This is a genomic window from Streptomyces sp. (assembly GCF_035645055.1).
In the GTDB taxonomy this organism is placed as follows: domain Bacteria; phylum Actinomycetota; class Actinomycetes; order Streptomycetales; family Streptomycetaceae; genus Streptomyces.
The window spans coordinates 26,635-51,071 of record NZ_DASQNH010000064.1 but is presented as its reverse complement, the minus strand read 5'-3'; the positions used below and the strand labels follow the sequence as shown (position 1 = coordinate 51,071).

Sequence of the window (24,437 nt, the reverse complement as noted above, 5' to 3'; positions counted from 1 at the left end):
CACGGCCGGCCGGTGAACGGCGTCCCGCTGGGCTGACCGCCCGCCCCCGCACGCGCCGCTGGGGCGCGCCCCGGACCAGGGGTGCGCCCCAGCGGTGTGTCAGCCCGGGGGATCACCAGGCGGCGTTCGCCGCCTTCGCCGCCCTGCCCTCCGAGGGCAGCAGGATCCACAGCGCGAGATAGAGCAGGAACTGGGGCCCCGGCAGCAGGCAGGAGACCAGGAAGATCACCCGCATCGTCGTCGCGGAGGTGCCGAAGCGCCGCGCCAGCGCTGCGCACACTCCGCCGATCATCCGGCCGCTGGTGGGGCGGGCAAGGCGGGACATGGCGACTCCTTCTCAGCTCGCGAGAGCGTCGGGCGAGGCGGCCCGGCCGGCTGCCTCATCTGCCCTCCACACTACGGAGACGAAGGGGGCAAAGCGTCGCTCCACGGGGCGATCCCGACCCTGGGAATCGTCGGGGTACGACCCTGAGACGGTTCCTCCTGGCGGGAGGCGTCCGGGTACCGCTCCGCGGTCCGGCGGCGCAGCCGGGCCCGGGCGGCCGGGACGACCGCGAGATGCGCCAGGGCCACCCCGACGGTGTTCAGCAGCAGCGAGTCCACGTCCAGGACCCGCCCCGGCACATCGCTCTGCAACAGCTCGATGGCCAGCGAGATCAGCACCCCGGCGGCGGCCGTGCGGACGAAGGAGGCCAGCGGCGAGACGGTCAGCCGCCCGTCCGCCATCGGCAGCAGCACCCCGAGCGGCGCCAGCAGCGCCAGCCCTTCCCCGAGTTCCCGGGCCGCCTGCGGCCAGCCCAGCGCCAGATCGGCCCGGATGCCGTCCAGCGGACGGAGATTGGCGGGCATCACCCAGGGGACGTCCAGTGGACGCAGCGTCAGCCAGGCGACGAGCGCGAGGTGCGCGACGAGGAGGACACCTCCTGTCACCCGGATGCGGATCGCGGCGCTGCCGCCCATGGAGCCTTGACGCTGCACGACCCCCTAGACGCCCCCGTCGGCGTGATCGGTTCCGCGTCACCTCGGCGCGCGGGGGTGAGGCGTGCGCCACACCCGCGCCGCCCAGGGCCCGGGCGGCTCAGCTGCCCGACACTCCCGACGACGGCGGCTCCACCGCGCCCGGGCGGGCACGGACCTGCTCGGTGCACTCGTAGCGGCGCGGCGGCTCGGCCCCGGAGCCGCCCAGGATCACCGAGCCGTCGCCCTCGGCCGCCGCCGAGTCGGAGAACGTACAGACGATCTGGGCGAGCGCGGAGCCGGGGAGACCGGACGGCGGCGTGCTCAGCCGCAGGGTGTCCTCGGGGTCCCCGGGCCGCGGGCCCGCGACGGTCGTACCGCCGGGCACCTCCGTCTTGTACCCCGCCTCGGTCTCGGCCGGTGACGGCGCCTCGGCCAGCACGTCCAGCAGCCCCTGGGCCACCAGGACCCGCCGCTCGGTGTCCGTCGCGCCCTCCGCGACCCGTACCGTCCGGTCGACCGTCACCAGCGACGAACCGCACAGCAGGAACACCTGGACCGGCATCCCGCGCGAGGCCTGCGTGGTCACGTCCGGCGCGGTGAGCGAGCAGTTCGCGCGGGACGGCGCGGGCCCGAAGTCGGTCGGCACCTCCGTGGCCCGGATCCCGCACCCGGTGACCAGCGCGCCGAGCACTCCGGCGAGCAGGGGAACCGGCAGCAGACGGCGTACGTTCATCAGGCACCCTTCCCCTTCGCGGCGCCGCCCGCCTGCTCCGCGGCCTCCTCGGCGTCCCGCCGCGCCACCTCCGAGGCGTCCTTCGGCAGCCGCAGGGTGAACACCGCGCCCCCCTCCGGGGAGTTGGCGGCCGTGATCTCGCCCCCGTGGATGTGCGCGTTCTCCAGGGCGATCGACAGGCCGAGCCCGCTGCCCTCGGAGCGCGGCCGGGAGGCGCTGGCCTTGTAGAACCGGTCGAAGACATGCGGCAGCACGTCCTCCGGGATGCCGGGCCCGTGGTCGCGCACCGCGATCACCACCGCGTCGTCGTCCTCCCGCACCGACACCCGCACCGGCGATCCGCCGTGCTTGAGCGCGTTGCCGATGAGGTTGGCGAGGATCACGTCCAGGCGGCGCGGGTCGAGCCGGGCGTGGATGCCGCGCTCGGCGTCCAGATCGACCGCGTCCAGCCAGGCGCGGGCGTCGATGCACGCGGTGATCTGGTCGGCGACGTCGACGTCGTCGAGGACCAGGCGGGCGGTGCCCGCGTCGAAGCGGGTGACCTCCATCAGGTTCTCGACCAGGTCGTTCAGCCGCCGTGTCTCGCTCACCACCAGCCGTACCGCGGGCTCGATCATCGGGTCGATGCCGCCGCCCTCGAACTCCAGCTCCTCCTCCAGGACCTCCGTCACGGCGGTGATCGCGGTCAGCGGCGTCCGCAGCTCATGGCTCATGTCGGCGACGAACCGCCGGGACGCCTCGTCGCGCGCCGCCATGTCGGCGACCCGCTTCTCCAGCGCCGCCGCCGCGTTGTTGAAGGTCCGCGACAGATCGGCCAGCTCGTCGGTGCCGGATACCCGGAGCCGGGTGTCCAGCTTGCCCTCGCCGAGCCGCCGGGCGGCGACCCCGAGCCGGTGCACCGGCTTCAGCACGGTCGTGGCGGCGGCCTGCGCGAGCAGCGCGGAGCCGATCAGCGCCAGACCGGTGGCGATCCCCAGCGACCAGGCCAGCGAGTTGAGGTCCTTGGCCTCCGGCTCCAGCGACTTGAGCATGTAGCCGGTCGGCCCGCCGCCGATCACCCGGGTGCCGGCCACCAGATACGGGGTGCCGTCGTCGACGGTCCGCTGCCAGTACAGGTGGTACGGCGACCTGTTGCCCGCGGTGAGCGGCTGCTTCTTGTTCACCGCCTCCCGCAGCGAGGCCGGCACGTCCGCGATCGAGAAGCCGTTCAGCCCGCCCGAACTGCCGTACACCGTGCGGCCGTCGCGGTCCTCGGCGACGAGCAGCACGGTGAACTGCTGGCCGCCCGCCGCCATCTGGCCCGCGGTGTGCTGCAGCTCGTCCCGCCCCGGATGCTCGGGCAGCGCCCCCGCGCGGTTCTGCATCTCCTGCTCGAAGTCGCGCAGCACCGCGTCCTGGGTGCGGGTGAGCACCGCCTCGCGGTTCAGCCAGTAGGCGATCGCGGACGCCGACACCGCGGCCGTCAGCGCGACCAGCCCGAACACCACCACCAGCCGCAGCCGCAGACTGGTCCAGCGCAGCCCCGACAGAAAACCCTTGCGCACCGCGGTCCAGCCGCGGATCCCCCCTTGCCGGTCCGTCACTGAGGCGGATCCAGCCGGTAGCCCACACCGCGGACGGTGCGGATCAGCGTCGGGGACGACGGCACGTCCTCGACCTTGGCGCGCAGCCGCTGGACACAGGCGTCCACCAGACGCGAGTCACCGAGGTAGTCGTGCTCCCACACCAGGCGCAGCAGCTGCTGCCGGGACAGCGCCTGACCGGGCCGTCGGCTCAGCTCCAGGAGCAGCCGCAGCTCGGTCGGCGTGAGCTGCAGATCCTCCCCGTTCTTCGTCACCGTCATCGCCGCGCGGTCGATGACCAGGCTGCCGAAGGTCGCCGCGTCGTTCGACTCCCGCTCCCCGCGCCGCAGCACGGCCCGGATCCGGGCGTCGAGCACCCGGCCTTGCACCGGCTTGACGACGTAGTCGTCGGCGCCGGACTCCAGGCCCACCACCACGTCGATGTCGTCGCTGCGCGCGGTCAGCAGGATGATCGGCAGCTGGTCCGTGCGCCTGATGCGCCGGCACACCTCGAACCCGTCGATGCCGGGCAGCATCACATCCAGCACGATCAGATCCGGCCGCTGCTCGCGCAGCAGCTTCAGACCGTCCTCACCGCTGGCAGCGGTCGCCACGCGGTGTCCCTGGCGCGTCAGTGAGAGCTCCAGGGCCGTACGGATGGCGTCGTCGTCCTCGATCAGCAACAGGGAAGGCACGGGCTCATTCTGGCCCATGGCCGTGCCGGATTCGACACTCGGGCGGCCCCGGACCCCTGTGACAGCTCTGTGACAGTCGGCGGACACGGCCATGAAGTGCCCCGGGCAAGCTTTTCGACACAAGCACGGAAGCAAGACCGAACACCGGAAGTCCACGACGGGGGGCGCGAGATGAACACGCTGCACAGCACCAGCACCAGCGCAGTGATCACGCGTCTGCACGACGTGCACACGCACCGGGGTTCCGAGAAGTCCGGTGCCGTGAGCGGGCGGGGGTGCGCTCGCGGCACCGGGCGTCAGCACACCGCCTACATGACGGTGGTTGACGGTTTCACGGGGGAAACGCACGGGGGAACCGCGTACAGGGAGGAATCGGGGGAGCGCCGCTCGCTGTCGGAGGCCGAGTTCACGGCCTACGTACAGGAACGCCGCGCCTCCCTGTACGCCACCGCCTACCACCTCACCGGTGACCGCTTCGAGGCCGAGGACCTGCTGCAGAGCGCGCTGTTCTCGACGTACCGGGCGTGGGACCGGATCAGTGACAAGGCGGCGGTCGGCGGATATCTGCGCCGCACCATGACCAACCTGCACATCAGCGCCTGGCGGCGCCGCAAGCTCAACGAGTACCCGACCGAGGAACTGCCGGAGACGCCCGGCGACACGGACGCGATGCGCGGCACCGAGCTGCGCGCCGTCCTGTGGCAGGCGCTGGCCCGGCTGCCCGAACTCCAGCGCACCATGCTGGTCCTGCGCTACTACGAGGGCCGCACGGACCCGGAGATCGCGGACATCCTCGACATCAGTGTCGGCACGGTGAAGTCCAGCATCTGGCGCTCGCTGCGCCGGCTGCGCGAGGACGAGGTCCTCAGCTTCGGCCGTGACGAGGAAGACGCCTTCGGGGAGCTTGTCGCCTGAAGGTCCGGGGGGACACGGGGGAGCACCAACGGGAGGGGACCTGGGGGGATCCACGGGGGATCACGGGGTCACGGGGGAAAAGGGAGAGCGGGGCTGGAGGGCCGGGGGGTCCGTCCAGTCCCGTTCTGCTGTTTCCGTTCCGTTGTTCCCGGTGTCCTGTTCCCGTTCCGCTGTTCGCGGACGACTGCCTTGCCGGTCAGACCGCCGTGGGCGCCGCCGGGTGCCGTCCGGCCGCCGCCGCCGCCAGCCGGCCCAGGGCCTCGTCCTTGTCACAGGCGTGTGCGCCCAGCGCGGTCTGGCGGGCCACGATGGACCGCTCGTCGCGCATCAGCCGCCAGCCGCGGCGCAGCAGGAACGGCACCGACTTGCGGCCCTCCTTGAGGTCCCGCAGGAAGCGCCGCCGGAACGTCGTCACCGCGCCCCGGCTCAGGCACAGCGCGTCGGCCAGCACACCCAGCTCTCGGCAGCGGGCGACGATCTCGGCGGCGAAGATGCCCTCCGCGATGAACAGCGGGGTCCGCCCGATGTCGACGGCGTCCGCGCCGGTGCGGGCGCTGAGCGCGATGTCGTAGACGGGAACGTTCGTACGGCCCGTGCGGCACAGTTCCTCGATGGCGGCGACGGCGGCGTCCGCGTCCCACGACTCGGGGTGGTCCCAGTCGATGTCGGAGCTCCCCGCCACCAGCGGCAGGGTGGGGTCCGTGCCCTCCTTGTAGAAGTCGTCGAGCCGCAGCACCGGAAGGCCGGAGCGGGCCGCGAGGAGGGACTTGCCGGAGCCGGAGGGGCCGCAGAGCAGCACGACTCGGGTGGGTATGGGCGGATGGGAGCTCACGGGACACCAGTGTGAGGCATGCCGCGCTGCGGCAACGACCCCTGCGGGTCGGCTGTGATGCACGCGTCACACCTCAGCGACGTCACGCGTCGACACGATCACTCTCCGCCTCGGACGGTGGCGGCAGCCATGTCCCACACGCGTCCCTCCACCAGCGCCGCCGGCAGCGAGCCGATCGCCGGTCGCCCAGGCCCAGTCGGTCGGGAGCATCCCGGTGGTGGGGCAGGTGGCGGGGCTGCTGGGCGGCCAGCCGCACGGGCAGCGGGAAGAGGGCCGCGCCTGCTCCGGACGGGGAGCGGACGCGGCCCTCTCGTGCGCGGGCCCCGCGGCGGGTGCCTCGGCCGAGGCATCGGCCGGTACCTCGGTCAGTACGAGGAGCCGGAGGCGCCCAGGGAGCCCGTCGGGTGCCAGACCGTCTTGGTCTCCAGGAAGGCGGTCATGCGGTCGATGCCCGGCATCGCGAAGTAATCCACAGGCTGTGGACGCAGTACGCGCTTGAGGTTGTCGGCCGCGGCGATCTCCAGTTCCTTCGCCAGGTCCTCGTCGGCGCCCGCGAGGTCGATCGCGTTGACGTCCTGGTGCGCGGCCAGCGGTGCCGCGATCTCCGCCGTACGGCCGGACAGGATGTTCACCACACCGCCGGGCAGGTCCGAGGTGGCCAGCACCTCGCCCAGGGACAGGGCGGGGAGCGGGGACTTCTCCGAGGCGATCACGACCGCCGTGTTGCCCGTCGCGATCACCGGGGCGACCACCGAGACCAGGCCCAGGAGTGACGACTCCTGCGGGGCCACGACCGCCACCACGCCCGTGGGCTCGGGGGTGGAGAGGTTGAAGAACGGGCCCGCGACCGGGTTCGCGCCGCCGAGCACCTGGGCGATCTTGTCGGTCCAGCCCGCGTACCAGACCCAGCGGTCGATCGTCGCCTCGACCTGCTCGGTGGCCTTGGACTTCGACATGCCCTCGGCGTCCGCGACCTCGTGCGCGAACTGGCTCCTGCGGCCCTCCAGCATCTCCGCCACGCGGTAGAGGATCTGGCCCCGGTTGTACGCCGTCGCGCCGGACCAGCCGCCGAACGCCTTGCGGGCGGCGACGACCGCGTCACGGGCGTCCTTGCGGGACGACTGCGGGGCGTTGGCCAGCCACTTGCCCTTCGAATCCGACACCTCGTACACCCGGCCGCTCTCGGAACGCGGGAACTTCCCGCCGACGTACAGCTTGTAGGTCTTCAGTACGGAAAGTCGCTCAACTGCACTCATTTATCGCTCGCCCTCCGGGCTCGACGGGGCGAGGTACGCCTCCAGGCCATGCCGGCCGCCCTCGCGGCCGAAGCCCGACTCCTTGTAGCCGCCGAACGGCGAGGTCGGATCGAACTTGTTGAACGTGTTGGACCAGACGACACCCGCCCGGAGCTTGCCCGCCACCGCCAGGATGCGGGAACCCTTCTCCGTCCAGATGCCCGCCGACAGGCCGTACTGCGTGTTGTTGGCCTTGGCGACGGCCTCGTCCGGCGTACGGAACGTCAGCACCGACAGGACCGGGCCGAAGATCTCGTCGCGGGCGATGGTGTGGGCCTGGGTGACGTTCGTGAACAGCGTCGGCGCGAACCAGTAGCCGCTCTCCGGCAGCTCGCAGGCCGGGGACCAGCGCTCGGCGCCCTCCGCCTCGCCCTGCTCGGCCAGCGCGGTGATCCGGGCCAGCTGCTCGGCGGAGTTGATCGCGCCGATGTCGGTGTTCTTGTCGAGCGGGTCGCCCAGGCGGAGCGTGGCGAGCCTGCGCTTGAGGGAGTCCAGGAGTTCCTCCTGGATCGACTCCTGCACCAGCAGGCGGCTGCCCGCGCAGCACACCTGGCCCTGGTTGAAGAAGATGCCGTTCACGATGCCCTCGACGGCCTGGTCGATGGGGGCGTCGTCGAAGACGATGTTGGCGCCCTTGCCGCCCAGCTCCAGGGTGAGCTTCTTGCGCGTGCCGGCGACCGTGCGGGCGATCTCCTTGCCTACCGCGGTGGAGCCGGTGAAGGCGACCTTGTCCACGTCCGGGTGGGCGACCAGCGCGGCGCCGGCGTCACCGTAGCCCGGGAGGATGTTGACGACGCCCTTGGGCAGACCCGCCTGGCGGCAGATGTCCGCGAAGAACAGGGCGGAGAGCGGGGTGGTCTCGGCCGGCTTGAGAACGACCGTGTTGCCGGCCGCCAGCGCTGGGGCGATCTTCCACGCCAGCATCAGCAGGGGGAAGTTCCACGGGATGACCTGGCCCGCGACACCGAGGGGCCGGGGGTTCGCCCCGAAGCCCGCGTGGTCCAGCTTGTCGGCCCAGCCCGCGTAGTAGAAGAAGTGCGCGGCGACCAGGGGGAGGTCCGCGTCGCGCGTCTCCTTGATCGGCTTGCCGTTGTCCAGGGTCTCGAGGACCGCGAGTTCACGGCTGCGCTCCTGGATGACGCGGGCGATGCGGAACAGGTACTTCGCGCGTTCCGAGCCGGGCAGCGCCGACCACTTCGCGAAGGCCTTGCGGGCGGCCTTCACCGCGCGGTCCACGTCCGCCTCGCCGGCCCGGGCGATCTCGGAGAGGACTTCCTCGGTGGACGGCGAGATCGTCTTGAAGACCTTGCCGTCGGTCGCCTCGGTGAACTCGCCGTCGATGAAGAGGCCGTACGAGGGGGCGATGTCGACGACCGAGCGGGACTCGGGAGCCGGTGCGTAATCGAATGCCGATGCCATGGTGATCAGTCCACCGTCACGTAGTCGGGGCCGGAGTAGCGGCCGGTGGCCAGCTTCTGACGCTGCATCAGCAGGTCGTTCAGAAGCGAGGACGCGCCGAACCGGAACCAGTGGTTGTCCAGCCAGTCCTCGCCGACGGTCTCGTTGACCAGGACCAGGAACTTGACGGCGTCCTTGGTGGTGCGGATGCCGCCGGCCGGCTTCACGCCGACCTGGACGCCGGTCTGGGCGCGGAAGTCCCGGACCGCCTCCAGCATCAGGAGGGTGTTGGCGGGGGTGGCGTTGACCGCGACCTTGCCCGTCGACGTCTTGATGAAGTCCGCGCCCGCCAGCATGCCGAGCCAGCTGGCACGGCGGATGTTGTCGTACGTCGACAGCTCACCGGTCTCGAAGATGACCTTCAGGCGGGCGTCGGTCCCGCAGGCCTCCTTCACGGCGGTGATCTCGTCGTACACCTTCATGTAGTGCCCCGCCAGGAACGCCCCGCGATCGATGACCATGTCGATCTCGTCGGCGCCCGCGGCGACGGCCTCCCGGACGTCGGCCAGCTTGATCTCGATCGGCGCGCGGCCCGCCGGGAAGGCGGTCGCGACCGAGGCGACCTTCACCGAGGAACCGGCGACGGCCTCCTTCGCGGCGGCCACCATGTCCGGATAGACGCAGACGGCCGCGGTCGCGGGGGTGGTGCGGTCGGTCGGATCGGGGTGGACCGCCTTGGCGCCGAGCGCCCGGACCTTGCCCGGGGTGTCCGCGCCTTCCAGCGTCGTCAGGTCGACCATGGAGATGGCCAGGTCGATGGCGTACGCCTTGGCGGTCGTCTTGATGGAACGGGTACCGAGGGACGCGGCGCGCGCCTCCAGGCCGACCGCGTCGACGCCGGGCAGCCCGTGAAGGAAGCGGCGCAGCGCGCTGTCGGACGCGGTGACGTCCGAGAGGGGGTGCGCTGCTGCGGTGGGTGCATTGGTGGGCATGGTCACCAGACGAGCATATCTACGCGCGTAGCGGCTGTACACCCCCCGGCGCTTGTGGGCGCTCGTTCGGTGGCCCCGGGGTCGCGTATGAGCGGTGTGGGGAGTGTCGGGCACAATCGGGGCCATGACGACCACCGAGTCCAAGGATCGGATCTACCGGTCGCCCGCGGGCATCGCCGGAGGGGTGCTGCTGCTCGGCCTCGCCGCGTGGCTCGGCATCGACGCGATCGTCGCCGGTGACGGGCGCACGCCGTGGCTGGCGCTCGCGGCACTGCTGCTGGTGGTGCCGCTCGTCACCGCCTTCACGCTGCGGCCCGCCGTGTCCGCGAACGACGACCGGCTGCGGATCCGCAACCCGTTCCGGGTCGTCGTGCTGCCCTGGGGCGAGGTGGCCTCGCTGCGGTCCGGGTACACGAACGAGGTCGTCGCCAAGTCCGGGGCCAAGTACCAGCTGTGGGCCGTTCCGGTGTCCCTGCGGGCGCGGAAGAAGGCGGCGCGGCGGGAGTCGCGGCGGGCGACGGAGCTGTCCGGGGGCCGGGGCGGCCGGGAACGCGGCCTCGGGGGACTCACCGGGTTCGGTGGCGGAGCCGTGCCGGAGGGGCCGGTACGGGCTCAGACCGACCAGGTCATGGACGAGCTGCGGGAGCTGCTGGAGGCGCGGGAGACGGCCGAGGCGGCGCAGGGGCAGGTCACCGTGCGGTGGGCGTACGAGATCGTGGCGCCGGCGGTGGCGGGGGCTGTGCTGCTGGCGGTGCTGATCGGGCTCGGGTGAGTTCGGCGCCTGCGGCGCGGGGACTCTTCGGGGCCCGCGGCGCGGGCTGTGTGGTGGCAGGGGGCGGTGAGCTGCCTCGGGTTGCCTCGGGTGGTGAGGGGCTGTGCGTGGTGAGGCCCAGGGGGGTGCCACCACCGTGGCACCCCCCGGGTGTCAGATGCCTGCCGCTGTGGAAAGGTCGCGCTTGATCGCGGCCAGCAGCTCCGTCGCCCGGGCGCGGGCGGCGGGGAGGTCGGAGTGGGCGGGCACCGGGATCACGACCTCCAGGTAGCACTTGAGCTTGGGCTCCGTGCCGCTGGGGCGGACGATGACGCGGGCGCCCTTCAGGGTGTAGCGCAGGCCGTCGGTGGGCGGGAGCTTGGCCGTGCCCCGGGTGAGGTCCTCGGCGTCGGTGACGGCCAGGCCCGCGAGCTGCGTCGGGGGCTGCTCGCGCAGGCGGCGCATGGCGTCCGCGATGAGGGAGAGGTCCTGCACGCGGACCGAGAGCTGGTCCGTGGCGTGCAGGCCGTGCTCCACGGCGAGGTCGTCGAGGAGGTCGAGGAGGGTGCGGTTCTGCTCCTTGAGGACCGAGGCGAGTTCCGTGATCAGGAGGGCCGCGGTGATGCCGTCCTTGTCGCGGACGCCCTCCGGGTCGACGCAGTAGCCGAGGGCCTCCTCGTAGCCGTAGCGCAGGCCGTCCACGCGGGCGATCCACTTGAAGCCGGTCAGGGTCTCCTCGTAGGGGAGGCCCGCCTTCTCGGCGATGCGGCCGAGGAGGGAGGACGAGACGATCGACTCGGCGAAGGTGCCCCGGGCTCCGCGGTTCACCAGGTGGGCGGCGAGCAGGGCGCCCACCTCGTCGCCGCGGAGCATGCGCCAGTCGGTGCCGTCCTTCACCGCCACGGCGCAGCGGTCCGCGTCCGGGTCGTTGGCGATCACCAGGTCCGGGTCGGTTTCGCGGGCCTTCGCGAAGGCGAGGTCCATCGCGCCGGGCTCTTCCGGGTTGGGGAAGGCGACGGTCGGGAAGTCCGGGTCCGGGTCGGCCTGCTCGGCGACGAGGTCCGGGGCGGGGAAGCCGGCGCGGGCGAAGGCGGCGAGGAGGGTCTCCCTGCCGACCCCGTGCATGGCCGTGTAGACCGTGCGGGCCGTGCGGGGGGAGCCGGGGGAGAGGACGGCGTCCGTGCGGGCCAGGTAGGCGTCGAGGACACCGTCGTCGAGGGTGTCCCAGCCCTCGGTGGGGCGGGAGACCGTGGTGAGGGACGGGATCGCGGCGATCTCGGCGGCGATGTCCGTGTCCGCGGGCGGGACGATCTGGGAGCCGTCGCCCAGGTAGACCTTGTAGCCGTTGTCGCGGGGCGGGTTGTGGCTGGCGGTGACCTCCACGCCGGCGACCGCGCCGAGGTGCCTTATGGCGAAGGCGAGGACGGGGGTGGGGAGGGGGCGGGGGAGGATCGCCGCGCGCAGGCCGGCGCCCGTCATGACGGCCGCGGTGTCGCGGGCGAAGTCGTGGGACTTGTGGCGGGCGTCGTAGCCGATGACGACGAGGCCGTTCGTGTGGCCGTTCTTGTTGAGGTACGCCGCGAGGCCGGCGGCGGCTCGGATGACGACCGAGCGGTTCATGCGCATGGGGCCGGCGCCGAGTTCGCCGCGCAGGCCGGCGGTGCCGAACTGGAGGGTGCCGCTGAAGCGGGCGGACAGTTCCTGGACGTCGTGGGCGGCGATGAGCTTGGCGAGTTCGTCGCGCGTCTCCGGGTCGGGGTCCTCGGTGAGCCAGGCCTGGGCGCGGGCGAGGAGGTCGTCGGTCGTCACGTCGGGTCAGCCTCTCGGTCGTGTTGCTTCGTCGTCGTGGGGGCTGCCGCGGGTGCCTGCGGCGGCCTGCGCGGGGTCGTGGGGGCTGCGGCGGTGCCTGCGGCGGCCTGCGCGGGTGCGGTGGGGGTGCTCGCGCCTGCGGTGGGTTGGGGTCGGGGCCGCGCCGGGGGGTGCCCGTCCTCGGACCGGCGCGGTGCTGTTCCTGCGGTTGTGCGCGGTGCCGGACGCGCCGGCCGCTGCGGGCGGACACCCCCCGGCACGTCCCCTTGCCGCCGTGGGCGACTGCGGGGACTGGCGGTCTTTACAGGCGGCCCAGCACCTGCGCCAGCAGGGAGCCCATGCGGGCGGCCGAGTCGCGGCCCGCCTGGAGGACCTCCTCGTGGTTCAGGGGTTCGCCGGTCATGCCCGCGGCGAGGTTGGTGACCAGGGAGATGCCCAGGATCTCCGCGCCGGCCTCGCGGGCGGCGATCGCCTCCAGGACCGTCGACATGCCGACCAGGTCCGCGCCGATGACGCGGGCCATGCGGATCTCGGCCGGGGTCTCGTAGTGCGGGCCGGGGAACTGTGCGTAGACGCCCTCTTCGAGGGTGGGGTCGATCTCCTTGCACAGGGCGCGCAGGCGCGGGGAGTACAGGTCGGTGAGGTCGACGAAGTTGGCGCCGACGATGGGGGAGGTGGCGGTCAGGTTGATGTGGTCGCTGATCAGGACCGGCTGGCCGGGGCGCATGCCCTCGCGCAGGCCGCCGCAGCCGTTGGTGAGCACGATGGTCTTGGCGCCGGCGGCGACGGCGGTGCGGACGCCGTGCGCGACGGCGGCGACGCCACGGCCCTCGTAGTAGTGGGTGCGGCCCAGGAAGACCAGGGCGCGCTTGTCGCCGATCTTGTACGAGCGGATCTTGCCGCCGTGCCCTTCGACCGCCGGCGGCGGGAAGCCGGGCAGCTCGGTGACCTGGAACTCGGCGTCGGGAGCACCGAGCGCGTCCACGGCCGGCGCCCAGCCGGAGCCCATCACGAGGGCGACGTCGTGGGACTCGGCGCCGGTGAGTTCGCGCAGGCGCGCGGCGGCGGCGTCGGCGGCGGCGTAGGGGTCGCCCTGGATGTCGTCCGGAAGAAGAGATGCGTTCACGCGGTCGAGGGTAGCCGAGCATTGCCTACGCGCGTAGATGACAGAGCTCACGGGATTGGGATCGTTGTCTTGTCGTTTTCGACAAGGGCTCGTGCGGGGTGGTGTCCGGTGGGTGCTGTGACCTGGCTCAGCAGGGGCGTTTGCGGAGTTCCATGACGTAGTCGTGGGGGGCTCCGGCGGATTCGGCCGCGTCGGCGATTTCGCCCAGATAGCGGGCGGAGGGCAGGCCGCCCTCATAGCCGTTGAGGACGTATGCCCAGGCCTGCTCCTCGCCGTCCAGGGTGTGGACGCGGACCTGCAGGCGGCGGTAGACGTCGAGGTCCACGCCGACCCAGCGGTCCAGGGACTCCTCGTCCATCGGGGCGATGTCGTAGAGGGCCACGAAGACCTGGGAGAGCGGGTCCTCGACGAGCGTGGCGAGGGCACCCTCCCAGCCGAGCTGCTCGCCGCCGAAGGTCAGTCGCCAGCCGTTCAGCCAGCCCGTGGCACGGAGCGGCGAGTGGGGAGCGCGGCGGTTCATCAGCCGCGCGTCGAGATTGCCGGCGTAGGCGGCGTAGAGCGACATGGGGAGAGGGTACGGCAGTGGCTCGGGTGTCACTTGGTGCGCAGGGGCCTCCGCGACAACCCGGCCGGGCCCCCGGGGCGGTCGCACCTTGAAGCGTGCGGGACAATGGAGTACGTGACTCGGATCGTGATCATCGGTGGCGGACCCGGCGGATACGAAGCGGCGCTGGTCGCCGCTCAGCTCGGTGCGGAGGTGACCGTCGTCGACTGCGACGGTCTGGGCGGTGCGTCGGTCCTGACCGACTGCGTGCCGTCGAAGACGCTCATCGCGACGGCCGAGGTGATGACCACCTTCGACTCGTCGTACGAGGAGCTGGGGATCATCGTCGCGGACGACACCCCGCACATCGACACGCCCGCGCGGGTGGTGGGGGTCGATCTCGGCAAGGTCAACCGGCGGGTGAAGCGGCTCGCGCTCGCCCAGTCGCACGACATCACGGCGTCCGTGACGCGCGCCGGCGCCCGGGTGGTGCGCGGGCGCGGGCGGCTGGAGGGGCAGCAGGGCCAGGACGGGTCGCGGAAGGTCGTGGTGCGCGCCGCCGACGGGAGCGAGGAGACGCTCGTCGCCGACGCGGTGCTGATCGCCACGGGCGGGCATCCGCGGGAGCTGGCCGATGCCCAGCCCGACGGTGAGCGGATCCTGAACTGGACCCAGGTGTACGACCTGAACGAGCTCCCCGAGGAGCTGATCGTGGTCGGGTCCGGTGTCACCGGCGCCGAGTTCGCCGGTGCCTATCAGGCGCTCGGTTCGAAGGTCACGCTGGTGTCGTCCCGGGACCGGGTGCTGCCCGGGGAGGATCCCGACGCGGCGGCCGTCCTGGAGGATGTCTTCCGGCGGCGCGGCATGAACGTCATGGCGCGGTCGCGCGCCCAGTCCGCCAAGCGGGTGGGCGACCGGGTCGAGGTGACGCTCGCCGACGGGCGGGTCATCACCGGCACGCACTGCCTGATGGCCGTGGGCGCCATTCCGAACACCGAGGGGATGGGCCTGGAGGAGGCCGGGGTCAAGCTGCGCGACTCCGGGCACATCTGGACCGACAAGGTGTCCAGGACGACCGCGCCCGGTGTCTACGCCGCCGGTGACGTGACCGGGGTGTTCGCGCTCGCCTCGGTGGCCGCCATGCAGGGGCGTATCGCCATGTACCACTTCCTGGGCGACGCCGTGGCGCCGTTGAACCTGAAGACCGTGTCGTCGAACGTCTTCACGGATCCGGAGATCGCCACCGTCGGCTACACGCAGGCGGACGTGGACGCCGGGAAGATCGACGCGCGCGTGGTGAAGCTGCCGCTGCTGCGCAACCCGCGAGCGAAGATGCAGGGCATCCGGGACGGCTTCGTCAAGATCTTCTGCCGGCCGGGGACCGGGATCGTGGTCGGCGGTGTCGTCGTGGCGCCGCGCGCTTCGGAACTGATCCATCCCATCTCGATCGCCGTCGACAACAATCTGACGGTCGAACAGATCGCGAACGCGTTCACCGTGTACCCGTCCCTGTCGGGCTCGATCGCGGAGGTGGCGCGACAGCTCCACACCCGTAAGGCGGGCGACGGCGGCTGACGGCCGCAAGCGACTTCTCGCTGGTCACGGCGTGTTGTCGACCGTGTGTGCGGCATAGGCGGCGGGAGTGGGCCTCTATACCACTTCCGCCCCTGCCGTGCGAACAACTTCTGTTATTCGGCGCAAACTGCTGAAAGCAGACGGTCGTTGGGGTTACTGTCAGTTTCGTGTTCGCTGCAGAACGTCGCCAATTGATCCTCGAAATGGTGCGAGCGAATGGAGCCGTGTCGCTCCGTGAGCTCGCCCGCGTCGTCCAGACCTCCGAAGTGACCGTACGACGGGACGTGCGCGCGCTGGAGGCAGAAGGACTCCTCGACCGCCGGCACGGCGGTGCGGTACTGCCGGGCGGGTTCACGCGGGAGTCCGGCTTTCCGCAGAAGTCTCATCTCGCGACCGCCGAGAAGACGGCCATCGCCGACCTCGCCGCCAACTTCGTCGAAGAGGGCGAGGCCATCGTCGTCGGGGCGGGCACCACGACCCAGGAGCTGGCCCGCCGGCTGGCCCGCATCCCCGGGCTGACCGTCGTCACCAACTCGTTGCTGGTGGCGCAGGCCCTCGCGCACGCCAACCGGGTGGAGGTCGTGATGACCGGCGGTACGCTGCGCGGGTCCAACTACGCCCTCGTCGGTTCCGGCGCCGAGCAGTCCCTCCAGGGGCTGAGGGTCTCGCGCGCCTTCCTCTCCGGGAGCGGGCTCACCGCCGAGCGCGGGCTGTCCACGTCCAACATGCTCTCCGCCTCCGTCGACCGCGCGCTCGTCCAGGCCGCCGCGGAGGTCGTGGTCCTCGCCGACCACACCAAGCTCGGCACCGACACCATGTTCCAGACCGTGCCCACGGACGTCATCACCCGCCTCGTCACCGATGAGCCCCCGGCCCACGACGACCGCGCCGCCACCGAACTCCAGGCCCTGGCCGACCAGGGCGTCCATATCGCCGTCACGGGCAACGGTGCCTCGGGAAACGCCGGGGGCCACGGCAGTGCGGGGGGTGAGTCGTCCGGGCCGGGCCGCCGGCAGCGCCGGGACGTTCCTCTGCCGGGCCCGCGCCGTGGGCAGGTCCCCGGCGGCCAGCCCTACCGGACCACCGGGGTGATGGGTGAGCAGCCCTCGGGGACCGAACGGGAGCGGGAGCGGGCGCGCGTCGCCGATCTGCGGCGGCGCTGAGGCTGCGGCCGACGGGGCCCGGGCATCGCCGACGTGTGGTGCCTGAGGCGCGGCGGTGCGGTGTGTGTGGGTACGGCGCTGCTGATCCGCGGTGGCGCTGACCCGCGGGGTGCTCCGTCAGGGCGCCGATCGCGAGAGTGCTGCTGACCCGTGCGCTGGTGCTGATCGATGTGGCGCCGACTCGTGGTGGCGGTGAGTGCGGTGATGCTTCCCGTCGGTGCTGAGGCGCGCCGTGCTCAGGCCGCGTACCGGTGGTCCCCGGTGTCGCCTCGGGCGGGGCCCGACGCCGCGCGCCCGGCGAGGGAAGTCCCCGCCGGGCGCGCAGCCGGATCTCGTGCGGTCCGGGTCAGTCCTTGATCTCGCAGATCGCGGCGCCGGACGTGACGGAGGCGCCGACCTCGGCGGCCAGGCCCTTGATGGTGCCCGCCTTGTGGGCGTTGAGGGGCTGCTCCATCTTCATGGCCTCCAGGACGACGACCAGGTCGCCCTCCTGGACCTCCTGGCCCTCCTCCACGGCGATCTTGACGATCGTGCCCTGCATCGGGGAGGCGAGGGTGTCGCCGGAGGCCACCGGGCCCGACTTCTTCGCCGCGCGCCGCTTCGGCTTGGCACCGGCCGCCAGGCCCGTGCGCGCCAGCGACATGCCGAGCGAGGACGGCAGGGACACCTCCAGGCGCTTGCCGCCGACCTCGACGACGACCGTCTCACGGCCCGCTTCCTCGTCCGCCTCGGTGTCGGCGGGGGCGGTGAACGGCTTGATGTCGTTGACGAACTCGGTCTCGATCCAGCGGGTGTGGACCGTGAACGGGTCGGCCGAGCCGGTCAGCTCGGGGGCGAACGCCGGGTCCTTCACCACCGCGCGGTGGAACGGGATGGCCGTCGCCATGCCCTCGACCTGGAACTCCTCCAGGGCACGGGCGGCCCGCTGGAGGGCCTGCTGACGGGTGGCGCCGGTGACGATCAGCTTGGCGAGCAGGGAGTCCCAGGCCGGGCCGATGACCGAGCCGGACTCGACACCGGCGTCCAGGCGCACACCCGGGCCGGACGGCGGGTCGAACCGGGTGACGGTGCCGGGGGCGGGCAGGAAGTTGCGGCCGGGGTCCTCGCCGTTGATACGGAACTCGAACGAGTGACCGCGCAGCTCGGGGTCGCCGTAGCCGAGCTCCTCGCCGTCGGCGATCCGGAACATCTCGCGGACCAGGTCGATGCCCGAGACCTCTTCGGTGACGGGGTGCTCGACCTGGAGGCGGGTGTTGACCTCCAGGAAGGAGATCGTGCCGTCCACGCCGACCAGGAACTCCACGGTGCCCGCGCCGACGTAGCCGGCCTCCTTCAGGATGGCCTTGGAGGCGCGGTACAGCTCGGCGACCTGCTCGTCCGAGAGGAACGGCGCGGGGGCCTCCTCGACGAGCTTCTGGTGGCGGCGCTGGAGGGAGCAGTCGCGGGTGGAGACGACGACCACGTTGCCGTGCTGGTCGGCGAGGCACTGGGTCTCGACGTGGCGGGGCTTGTCGAGGTAGCGCTCGACGAAGCACTCGCCGCGGCCGAAGGCGGCGACCGCCTCGCGGACCGCCGAGTCGTACAGCTCGGGGACCTCTTCGAGAGTGCGGGCGACCTTCAGACCGCGGCCACCACCACCGAAGGCGGCCTTGATCGCGATCGGCAGGCCGTGCTCCTCGGCGAACGCCACGACCTCGTCGGCCCCCGACACGGGGTCGGGGGTGCCGGCGACCAGCGGCGCGCCGGCGCGCTGGGCGATGTGCCGGGCGGCGACCTTGTCGCCGAGGTCGCGGATGGCCTGCGGGGGCGGGCCGATCCAGATCAGCCCGGCGTCGAGAACGGCCTGGGCGAACTCGGCGTTCTCGGAGAGGAAGCCGTAGCCGGGGTGGATGGCGTCCGCACCGGACTCCTTGGCCGCCTTCAGGACCTTCTCGATGTCCAGATAGCTGGTGGCCGGAGTGTCACCGCCCAGGGCGAACGCCTCATCCGCGGCGCGGACATGCAGAGCGTCCCGGTCCGGGTCGGCGTATACGGCCACGCTCGCGATACCGGCATCCCGGCAGGCCCGGGCAACGCGGACAGCGATTTCGCCACGGTTGGCGATGAGCACCTTGCGCACGATGAGGCTCCCTCCTTGAAACAAGCCGAGTTTAGGGACTGCCGACACGGCACATCGACCCGTCCCCAATGGTGAGCTTGCCCACACGGAGCGTGATTCGAGGCTCGCTCGACCCGCGAAATCCCTTGTCGTACCGCGGTACGCAGGACTCCTCCGGGAAACCCTAGCCTTCCGCTGTGGCCAAGGTCTCTGTCATCAGGTGCTGCGGGCCACTCTGTTTCTTTGTCGAGTCCCTACGAATGGCCCAACGGATCTTTGCTCCGCGCGCAACCCTTGTCCCGACGTTTACCCGTTAGTAGCGTTCGCGCTGTCCCGGACGTACTCGGGGTAACAGCGGCCTTGCCCGCTCCGACGGTCGAAGGGTGGGTGGAACCGGTGGCGCGCAGACCGGTGGCATGGATCGTGGCGGTCGTGCTCTTCGCCGAGGCGCTGGGCGTGGCGGGGCTCAACTGGTTCCTCGGGGTGGTGGTCGAGCGCCAGGACATGTCCCTCGCGGGGCTCGACCCGGACGTCATGGCCACGTCCTCGAGGATCGGTGGCGTGGTCTTCGGCCTCTACTTCGCCCTGTGCGGGCTGGTCGCCCTGCTGATGGCCCTGCGGAACCGCCCGGCGGCCGGCCTCGGGCGGGTCCTGCTGATCAGCGCGGCGGTGGTGCACGGGCTGCTCGGGGCGTTCGTGTGGGGGCTGGTGGGGTGGCCGGCGTTCCTGTTCATGGTGCTGGTGCTCGCCCTGATCGTGCTGCTGCTGATGACGTACGACGGGCGGGCGGAGGCGGAGGGAGCCGGGGGGTGCGCGGAGCCTGCGAAGCCTACGGACGTGGTGCCCGGCGGGGGGCCCGCCCCCGCGTGAGCGTGCGGCCGTGCGCCGGCGTGAGCGCCGGGCCGCGCGCGGGCGCTCGCCGGGCCCGCGCGCGGCCGTCGGCGGTCAGGTCCACAGGTCGGTGATGTTGATGCCCAGCTGGGCCAGCAGCTTGCGGACCAGGGGCAGGCTGATGCCGATCACATTGCCGTGGTCGCCGTCGATGCCGTCGATGAAGGGGGCCGAGCGGCCGTCCAGGGTGAAGGCGCCGGCGACGTGGAGGGGCTCGCCGGAGGCGACGTAGGCGGCGATCTCCTCGTCGGTGGGGTCGCCGAAGCGGACGACGGTGGAGGCGGTGGCGGAGGCGTAGCGGCCGGTCGCGGTGTCGTAGACGCAGTGGCCGGTCTGGAGGGTGCCGGCCCGGCCGCGCATCGATGTCCAGCGGGCGGTGGCCTCCTCGGCGTCGTCCGGCTTGCCGAGCGCCCGGCCGTCCAGGTCGAGCACCGAGTCGCAGCCGATCACGATCGCGCCCATGACCTCGGGCCTCGCGGCCACCACGGAGGCCTTGGCCTCGGCGAGGGCGAGGGCCAGTTCGGCGGGGGTGGGGGCGGTGACGGCGTCCTCGTCGACGCCGCTCACGATCACCTCGGGGTCGAGCCCGGCCTGACGGAGCAGGCCCAGCCGGGCGGGGGACTGGGAGGCGAGCACGAGTCGGCGGCGCGGCTGATCAGTCATGCGGTCAGGGTAGCCAAGGACGTGAGGGCCCGCGGGGCCTCATCGCACGCCCAGCACGATCATCGCGAGCACCATGGCCACCGCCATGAGAAGGCCCAGCCGCCGCAGTTTCTCCTGCATGTCGCGCAGTTCCTCGGGCGGCTCGTTCTCGGGGTCGGACCACAGCATGTCTGCCATCGTCCGGCGGTGGGCGGGGGTGGCGCCTGAGTACGCGTACTCAACTTCCACGGCACGGGATCACCCTTCCACAGCCCCGCTTAACGGTGCTACAGTTCCCTTAGTTAAAGGGACTTCAGTTCCATTTGAAGGGGAGGGTGTGTCATGTCTTTCACCACCGCCTGGACCGCGTCACCCCAGCTGCCCAGCGAGGGGTTCACCCCGAACTGGTCGCGGGAGGGCTTCTGGGCCCAGTCCCTGCGCCAGGTCGTGCGCCTGACCGCGGGCGGCGACCGGATCCGCGTCCGGCTGTCGAACGCGTACGGCACCTCGGCGCTGCGCATCGCGGGCGCCACGGTGGCCCGTACGGCGGCGGGGGCGGCCGTGGAACCGGGCTCCCTGCGGCGGCTCACCTTCGGCGGTGCGGCGCAGGCCCTCGTCCCCGCAGGCGGACAGCTCGTCAGCGACCCGGCCGAGCTGCCGCTGGCGGCAGGGGAGTCGCTGACGGTCACGCTGCACCTGGACGCCGTGACCGGGCCCGCGACCTTCCACGCGCAGGCCTTCACCCCCAGCTACCGCGGCGCGGGCGACCTGCTCGCCGACACCGGCGGCACCGGGTTCACGGAGACCACCGAATCCTGGTACTTCCTCTCCGCCGTCGAGACCGACGCCGGCCGCACCGACGGGATCGCCCTGTTCGGCGACTCCATCACCGACGGCTTCGGCTCCACCCCGGGCACCGACCGCCGCTGGTCCGACGTGCTCGCACGGCGCACGGGACGGCCCGTCGCCAACGCCGGGATCGGCGGGAACCTGCTGCTCAACGACTCCGCCTGGTACGGCGAGAAGGCCGTCCACCGGCTGGGCCGGGACGTCCTCGACCACCCGGGCCTCGACACGCTCGTCGTGCTGCTCGGCCTGAACGACATCGGGTTCAGCGAGACCGACGAGCAGCCGACCTACCACCCGGCACCGGTGGTCGAGGCGGACGAGCTGATCGAGGGCCACCGGCGGCTGATACGGCAGGCGCGCGAACGCGGCCTGCGCGTGGTGGGCGCGACCCTGCTGCCGTTCGGCGGCTCCGACCACTGGGGTGAGCACGCCGCCAAGGTGAGCCACGAACTCAACGAGTGGATCCGCGGCTCGGGCGAGTACGACGCGGTGGCCGACCTGAACCGCGCCCTGGCCGACCCGGCGGACCCGGACCGGCTGCGCCCGGCGTACGACTTCGGCGACCACCTGCACCCCAACGACGCGGGGTTCGCGGTGATGGCCGAAGCCGTCGCGGACGTGCTGTGACGCGCCCAGGCGCTCAGCCGGGCCAGTAGGTGCGCGCCCAGGTCACCGGCCCCGGCTGGGGCAGCCGGCGGGCGGCGATCCGGGACGGGTCCGCCCAGGAGTCCCGGGGAGCGGGCGCGCCGGGCGGCGGGGCGGCAGCCGCCGCGGCGCGGACGCGGACCACCGCCAGTGCGGCGGCCAGCTCCTCCGGGGTCGGGTTTCCCCGTACGACCTTGATGTTCATGACCGCTCCCAGGGTCCCTCGGGCTACAGGGGGATGTTGCCGTGCTTCTTCGGAGGCAGGGATTCCCGCTTGGTGCGCAGCTGACGCAGACCGCGCACGATGTGGCGGCGCGTGTCGGACGGCATGATCACCGCGTCGACGTAGCCGCGCTCGGCCGCGACGTAGGGGTTGAGGAGGGCGTCCTCGTACTCCTGCATCAGCCGGGCGCGGGTGGCCTCGACGTCCTCCCCGTTCGTCTCGGCCTCCGCGAGGGTGCGGCGGTGGAGGATGTTGACGGCGCCCTGGGCGCCCATGACGGCGATCTGGGCGGTGGGCCAGGCCAGGTTGAGGTCGGCGCCCAGGTGCTTGGAGCCCATCACGTCGTACGCGCCGCCGAACGCCTTGCGGGTGATGACCGTGATCAGCGGGACGGTGGCCTCGGCGTACGCGTAGATCAGCTTGGCGCCGCGGCGGATGATGCCGGTGTGCTCCTGGTCGACGCCGGGCAGGAAGCCGGGCACGTCCACGAAGGTCAGGACGGGCACGTTGAAGGCGTCGCAGGTGCGCACGAAGCGGGCGGCCTTCTCGCTCGCGTCGATGTCGAGGCAGCCCGCGAACTGCATCGGCTGGTTCGCGACGACGCCGACCGGCCGGCCCTCGACCCGGCCGAAGCCGGTGAGGATGTTCGGCGCGAACAGCGGCTGGGTCTCGAAGAACTCGGCGTCGTCGAGGACGTGTTCGATGACGGTGTGCATGTCGTACGGCTGGTTCGCCGAGTCCGGGACGACGGTGTCCAGCTCGCGGTCCTCGTCGCTCAGCTCCAGGTCCGCCTCCTCGGGGAAGACCGGGGGCTCGCTGAGGTTGTTCGACGGCAGGTACGACAGCAGCTGCTTGACGTACTCGATCGCGTCCTTCTCGTCGCCCGCCATGTGATGCGCGACGCCGGAGGCCGTGTTGTGGGTCCTGGCCCCGCCCAGCTCCTCGAAGCCGACGTCCTCGCCGGTGACGGTCTTGATGACGTCCGGGCCGGTGATGAACATGTGCGAGGTCTGATCGACCATGACCGTGAAGTCGGTGATCGCCGGGGAGTAGACCGCGCCGCCCGCGCAGGGGCCCACGACCAGGCTGATCTGCGGGATGACACCGGAGGCGTGCGTGTTGCGGCGGAAGATCTCGCCGTACGCGCCGAGGGAGGCCACGCCCTCCTGGATACGGGCGCCGCCGGAGTCGTTGATGCCGACGACCGGGCAGCCGGTCTTCAGCGCGAAGTCCATCACCTTGACGATCTTCTGGCCGTAGACCTCGCCCAGCGCGCCGCCGAAGACGGTGAAGTCCTGCGAGAAGACCGCGACGGGGCGCCCGTCGACGGTGCCGTAGCCGGTGACCACGCCGTCGCCGTAGGGGCGGTTCTTGTCGAGCCCGAAGTTGCTGGAGCGGTGCCGGGCGAACTCGTCCAGCTCGACGAAGGAACCCTCGTCCATCAGCAGCTCGACCCGCTCACGGGCCGTCAGTTTGCCCTTGGCGTGCTGCTTTTCCACGGCGCGGGCGGAGCCGGCGTGCGTCGCCTCCTCGATCCGGCGCTGGAGATCCGCGAGCTTGCCCGCGGTCGTGTGGATGTCGATCTCTTCCGGCTCGGACATCGGGATGCGGCTCCCTGCCTGCTCAAAAGGGGGGACGGTTACTCATCCGTAGAGTAGTGGGGGGCCTTCCGATCGGCAGTGCGGTCTTTCCCACACCTAGGGTGACTTGCATGACGCCGCGAGATGCCTCAGGAGACAGCCGCTGGTCGGACCTCGACCGGCCGCCCCTCAACGCCGCCGCACTGCGCCGGGCCCTGGTCCGGGAGGGCGGTCTGTGGTCGGACGTGGAAGTGGTGCAGCGCACCGGCTCCACCAACAGCGACCTGGTGGCCCGGGCCGCCGGAGGGGAAACACCCGAGGGGGTGATCCTCGTCGCCGAGGAACAGACGTCCGGACGGGGCCGTCTCGACCGCCAGTGGACGGCACCGCCCCGCTCCGGCCTCTTCTTCTCCGTCCTGCTGCGCCCCGCCGAGGTCCCGGTCGCCCGCTGGGGCTGGCTCCCCCTCCTCACCGGCATCGCCGTCGCCACCGGGCTGGCCCGCACGGCCGGTGTCGATACGGCCCTGAAGTGGCCCAACGACCTCCTGGTGACCGTGGACGGCGAGGAGCGCAAGGCGGGCGGCATCCTCGCCGAGCGGGCCGGAGCGGACGGCGTCGTCGTCGGCGTCGGCATCAACGTCACCCTCCGCGCGGACGAGCTGCCCGTCCCGCAGGCGGGCTCACTGGCGCTGGCCGGCGCCGTCGGCACCGACCGCGACCCGCTGCTGCGGGGCATGCTGCGCGCCCTGGAGGACTGGTACGGCCGCTGGCGGTCGGCCGGCGGCGACCCGGCGGCCTGCGGCCTCCAGGACACCTACGCGGCGGGCTGCGCGACGCTGGGGCGCGTCGTCCGCGCCGAACTGCCCGGAGACCGGTCCGTGGTCGGCGAGGCCGTGGCGGTCGACGGGGACGGGCGACTCGTCATCGCCACGAAGGAGGGCGTGCAGGAGCCCGTGGGCGCGGGAGACATCGTCCATCTGCGCCCGGCGTGAGAGGACGCGCAGAGGCGCCCTCAGGGGTGCGCGGGTGGTCGCTGTGCGGCTCCGCCGCGCGAGCGCGACCGGCCACCGGCGAGGTGCCGCACCATGGCAGGGCGTGGGTGGGTGGCAGTGGTCCGCAGGGGCGCGGGGAGCTGCGCGGCCGGCCATCGGCGGCGGTA

General features: G+C 72.1%; 24 protein-coding genes. 7 read left to right on the top strand and 17 right to left on the bottom strand.

Annotated features, from left to right (window positions below):
* Positions 1-112 precede the first annotated feature (112 nt).
* The 5 genes from VE614_RS20975 to afsQ1 all read right to left on the bottom strand — a co-directional run bounded on the left by VE614_RS20975 (position 113) and on the right by afsQ1 (position 3,950).
* Complete coding sequence (locus VE614_RS20975) at positions 113-325, bottom strand: PspC domain-containing protein (RefSeq protein WP_324939165.1); 213 nt, start codon at positions 323-325, stop codon at positions 113-115.
* Positions 326-396: 71 nt separating this feature from the next.
* The gene (locus VE614_RS20970) at positions 397-978 is read right to left on the bottom strand and encodes a VanZ family protein (RefSeq protein WP_324939162.1); all 582 of its coding nucleotides are present in this window, start codon (positions 976-978) and stop codon (positions 397-399) included.
* Between the two features lie 100 nt (positions 979-1,078).
* Positions 1,079-1,693, bottom strand: coding sequence for a hypothetical protein (locus VE614_RS20965; protein WP_324939159.1), 615 nt, complete (start codon positions 1,691-1,693; stop codon positions 1,079-1,081).
* Positions 1,693-3,276 carry a HAMP domain-containing sensor histidine kinase gene (locus tag VE614_RS20960; protein ID WP_324939156.1) on the bottom strand — a complete coding sequence of 528 codons (1,584 nt, stop codon included), beginning with the start codon at positions 3,274-3,276 and terminating at the stop codon, positions 1,693-1,695. Before VE614_RS20960 ends, VE614_RS20965 begins: the two co-directional genes overlap by 1 nt.
* A complete protein-coding gene (gene afsQ1, locus VE614_RS20955; RefSeq protein WP_053760127.1) occupies positions 3,273-3,950 on the bottom strand; it encodes a two-component system response regulator AfsQ1 in 678 nt (225 codons plus the stop codon). Before afsQ1 ends, VE614_RS20960 begins: the two co-directional genes overlap by 4 nt.
* 171 nt (positions 3,951-4,121) lie before the next feature.
* Here afsQ1 and VE614_RS20950 point away from each other — a divergent pair, with 171 nt between their 5' ends.
* Positions 4,122-4,865, top strand: a complete 744-nt coding sequence (locus tag VE614_RS20950) for a SigE family RNA polymerase sigma factor (protein ID WP_324939152.1) — start codon at positions 4,122-4,124, stop codon at positions 4,863-4,865.
* A 196-nt stretch (positions 4,866-5,061) separates the two neighbouring features.
* On the opposite strand, the gene VE614_RS20945 is transcribed toward VE614_RS20950, so the two are convergent.
* The 4 genes from VE614_RS20945 to deoC form a co-directional block, all read right to left on the bottom strand.
* A complete protein-coding gene (locus VE614_RS20945) occupies positions 5,062-5,697 on the bottom strand; it encodes a uridine kinase (protein ID WP_324939149.1) in 636 nt (211 codons plus the stop codon).
* A gap of 365 nt (positions 5,698-6,062) precedes the next feature.
* Positions 6,063-6,953: an aldehyde dehydrogenase family protein gene (locus VE614_RS20940; protein WP_324939146.1), complete on the bottom strand. Its 891-nt coding sequence runs from the start codon at positions 6,951-6,953 to the stop codon at positions 6,063-6,065.
* Positions 6,954-8,411 (bottom strand): aldehyde dehydrogenase family protein, encoded by a 1,458-nt coding sequence (locus VE614_RS20935; protein WP_324939143.1) that lies wholly within the window; start codon positions 8,409-8,411, stop codon positions 6,954-6,956.
* Positions 8,412-8,416: 5 nt separating this feature from the next.
* The gene (gene deoC / locus VE614_RS20930; protein ID WP_324939139.1) at positions 8,417-9,382 is read right to left on the bottom strand and encodes a deoxyribose-phosphate aldolase; all 966 of its coding nucleotides are present in this window, start codon (positions 9,380-9,382) and stop codon (positions 8,417-8,419) included.
* A 124-nt stretch (positions 9,383-9,506) separates the two neighbouring features.
* Between deoC and VE614_RS20925 the strand changes: the two genes are divergently transcribed.
* Positions 9,507-10,154: a PH domain-containing protein gene (locus tag VE614_RS20925; RefSeq protein WP_324939136.1), complete on the top strand. Its 648-nt coding sequence runs from the start codon at positions 9,507-9,509 to the stop codon at positions 10,152-10,154.
* A 153-nt stretch (positions 10,155-10,307) separates the two neighbouring features.
* On the opposite strand, the gene VE614_RS20920 is transcribed toward VE614_RS20925, so the two are convergent.
* The 3 genes from VE614_RS20920 to VE614_RS20910 form a co-directional block, all read right to left on the bottom strand.
* The gene (locus VE614_RS20920; RefSeq protein WP_324939133.1) at positions 10,308-11,942 is read right to left on the bottom strand and encodes a phospho-sugar mutase; all 1,635 of its coding nucleotides are present in this window, start codon (positions 11,940-11,942) and stop codon (positions 10,308-10,310) included.
* Between the two features lie 301 nt (positions 11,943-12,243).
* A complete protein-coding gene (locus VE614_RS20915; RefSeq protein ID WP_324939130.1) occupies positions 12,244-13,068 on the bottom strand; it encodes a purine-nucleoside phosphorylase in 825 nt (274 codons plus the stop codon).
* Positions 13,069-13,195: 127 nt separating this feature from the next.
* The gene (locus tag VE614_RS20910; RefSeq protein ID WP_324939127.1) at positions 13,196-13,633 is read right to left on the bottom strand and encodes a gamma-glutamylcyclotransferase; all 438 of its coding nucleotides are present in this window, start codon (positions 13,631-13,633) and stop codon (positions 13,196-13,198) included.
* 105 nt (positions 13,634-13,738) lie between these two features.
* On the opposite strand from VE614_RS20910, the gene VE614_RS20905 reads away from it, so the two are divergent.
* Together VE614_RS20905 and VE614_RS20900 are read left to right on the top strand one after the other, a co-directional pair.
* Positions 13,739-15,187 carry an NAD(P)H-quinone dehydrogenase gene (locus VE614_RS20905; protein WP_324939124.1) on the top strand — a complete coding sequence of 483 codons (1,449 nt, stop codon included), beginning with the start codon at positions 13,739-13,741 and terminating at the stop codon, positions 15,185-15,187.
* 167 nt (positions 15,188-15,354) lie between these two features.
* Positions 15,355-16,350, top strand: a complete 996-nt coding sequence (locus VE614_RS20900) for a DeoR/GlpR family DNA-binding transcription regulator (protein ID WP_324939121.1) — start codon at positions 15,355-15,357, stop codon at positions 16,348-16,350.
* A 346-nt stretch (positions 16,351-16,696) separates the two neighbouring features.
* Here VE614_RS20900 and VE614_RS20895 read toward each other — a convergent pair whose 3' ends face one another.
* Positions 16,697-18,469 (bottom strand): acetyl/propionyl/methylcrotonyl-CoA carboxylase subunit alpha, encoded by a 1,773-nt coding sequence (locus tag VE614_RS20895; RefSeq protein ID WP_324939118.1) that lies wholly within the window; start codon positions 18,467-18,469, stop codon positions 16,697-16,699.
* 375 nt (positions 18,470-18,844) lie between these two features.
* Between VE614_RS20895 and VE614_RS20890 the strand changes: the two genes are divergently transcribed.
* On the top strand, positions 18,845-19,318 hold the full coding sequence (locus VE614_RS20890) for a hypothetical protein (protein WP_324939115.1): 474 nt from the start codon (positions 18,845-18,847) through the stop codon (positions 19,316-19,318).
* 75 nt (positions 19,319-19,393) lie between these two features.
* Here the strand turns inward: VE614_RS20890 and VE614_RS20885 are convergent, their stop codons facing one another.
* Both VE614_RS20885 and mmpB read right to left on the bottom strand, forming a co-directional pair.
* Positions 19,394-20,002, bottom strand: coding sequence for a nucleoside triphosphate pyrophosphatase (locus tag VE614_RS20885; RefSeq protein WP_324939111.1), 609 nt, complete (start codon positions 20,000-20,002; stop codon positions 19,394-19,396).
* A 39-nt stretch (positions 20,003-20,041) separates the two neighbouring features.
* Positions 20,042-20,170: a morphogenic membrane protein MmpB gene (mmpB, locus tag VE614_RS20880; protein ID WP_086171428.1), complete on the bottom strand. Its 129-nt coding sequence runs from the start codon at positions 20,168-20,170 to the stop codon at positions 20,042-20,044.
* Positions 20,171-20,323: 153 nt separating this feature from the next.
* Here mmpB and VE614_RS20875 point away from each other — a divergent pair, with 153 nt between their 5' ends.
* Entirely contained in the window at positions 20,324-21,457 is a 1,134-nt protein-coding gene (locus VE614_RS20875) for an SGNH/GDSL hydrolase family protein (RefSeq protein ID WP_324939108.1), read from the top strand.
* Between the two features lie 13 nt (positions 21,458-21,470).
* Here the strand turns inward: VE614_RS20875 and VE614_RS20870 are convergent, their stop codons facing one another.
* Together VE614_RS20870 and VE614_RS20865 are read right to left on the bottom strand one after the other, a co-directional pair.
* Positions 21,471-21,680, bottom strand: coding sequence for an acyl-CoA carboxylase epsilon subunit (locus VE614_RS20870; RefSeq protein ID WP_324939105.1), 210 nt, complete (start codon positions 21,678-21,680; stop codon positions 21,471-21,473).
* Positions 21,681-21,703: 23 nt separating this feature from the next.
* Positions 21,704-23,299 (bottom strand): acyl-CoA carboxylase subunit beta, encoded by a 1,596-nt coding sequence (locus tag VE614_RS20865; protein ID WP_324939102.1) that lies wholly within the window; start codon positions 23,297-23,299, stop codon positions 21,704-21,706.
* Between the two features lie 110 nt (positions 23,300-23,409).
* On the opposite strand from VE614_RS20865, the gene VE614_RS20860 reads away from it, so the two are divergent.
* Positions 23,410-24,270, top strand: coding sequence for a biotin--[acetyl-CoA-carboxylase] ligase (locus VE614_RS20860; RefSeq protein ID WP_324939099.1), 861 nt, complete (start codon positions 23,410-23,412; stop codon positions 24,268-24,270).
* Positions 24,271-24,437: the final 167 nt, after the last annotated feature.